Raw genomic sequence first — 1,222 nt, forward strand, 5'->3', positions numbered from 1 at the left:
GCCGGAGCCGGACGGGCCCATGACGGCCAGCGACTCGCCGGCTGTCACGTCGAGGTCGACGCCGGCCAGGGCGCGGGTCATGCCGTAGGACTTGAACAGGCCGGTGCCGGTCAGCACGGCGGAGGGGGTGTTCATCGGGCGGTCTCCCCGGGGAGAAGGGTGCTCATCAGGTGCATGCCGTCCACGATCGGGGCGCCCGGCTTCCGGCTGTCTCGGCCGGATGGCCGGTTGTGGTGGCCGGACATCGGCCATTCGGCCGAGTCCGCCGGGAATCGCCGCTTACGTATCCTGCCGGGCGTGAACTCCAAAACTCCGCTGCTCCGCCGGGCGCTGACCGCCGTCGGCTGGATCATCCTCGGCCTGCTGGGGCTGCTCGACGTGTTCGCCAACGGGACGCCCGACTACCGCTGGACGAGCTTGCTGCCGATGGTGTCCGGCCCGCTTGCCTGCATGGCGCTGCTGTGGCCCGCTCGTCGGCCGAGCGCGCAGGTGCGTGCCGTGCTCGTCGCGGGCGGCTCGCTGGTCCTCACGGCCGTGATCGTCACGTGGGCGGGCCCGGACAGCGCCGGTACGTTCGGGGCGCTGGAGAGCGTCGCTCTGCTGGTGCTGTTGTCCCGCGCGGTGTGGGCGGTGCCGGGCCCGCGGACCGCGGTGGCCGTTTCGGCCGCACTGAGCGTGGCGGTCATCGTGATCCCGTTGCGCTTGCTGCCGGCGGACATGCAGAACGACACCCAGAACGCCCTCGACGGGTCCCTGCTGATGGCGCTCGGCGCCGGCCTGGCTCTCGCCTGGGGCCTGCGGGCACGGCTGCTGGAGGAGCAGCGGGCCCGCGCCATCGCCGCCGTACGCCAGCGGGAACGCCTGGCACTAGCCCACGACCTGCACGACTTCGTCGCCCACCACGTCACCGGCATCATCGTCCAGGCCAATGCCGCGCTGGCCCTCCAGCACACCGCCCCGGAACAGGTCCAACCGCTGCTGGAGAACATCACCCGGTCCGGATCGGAGGCACTGGACTCGATGCGCCGTCTGGTGCGGGTCATGCGCGAGGACGACCACGCGGGCGTGCGGCCCGGCGAGGTGTGGGCGGAGCTCGCCCGCCTGGTCTCCGCGTTCTCCGGAGACGAAGAGGACGCCCGGTTGCACGTGGCGGCGGCGGCCCGCGTGGTGCGGCTCGCCCCCGAGGTGGAGACGTCCGTGCACCGCGTGGTGCAGGAGGCGT

1 protein-coding gene is annotated in these 1,222 nt (G+C 72.7%); it reads left to right on the forward strand.

All coding sequences use genetic code 11. The features are described 5' to 3' along the window. Positions 1–297 precede the first annotated feature (297 nt). On the forward strand, positions 298–1,222 hold a 925-nt coding region (locus tag ACFU5F_RS42460; RefSeq protein ID WP_383899049.1), incomplete at its 3' end, for a sensor histidine kinase.

This window comes from Streptomyces sp. NPDC057438 (assembly GCF_042802995.1).
Lineage (GTDB): Bacteria > Actinomycetota > Actinomycetes > Streptomycetales > Streptomycetaceae > Streptomyces.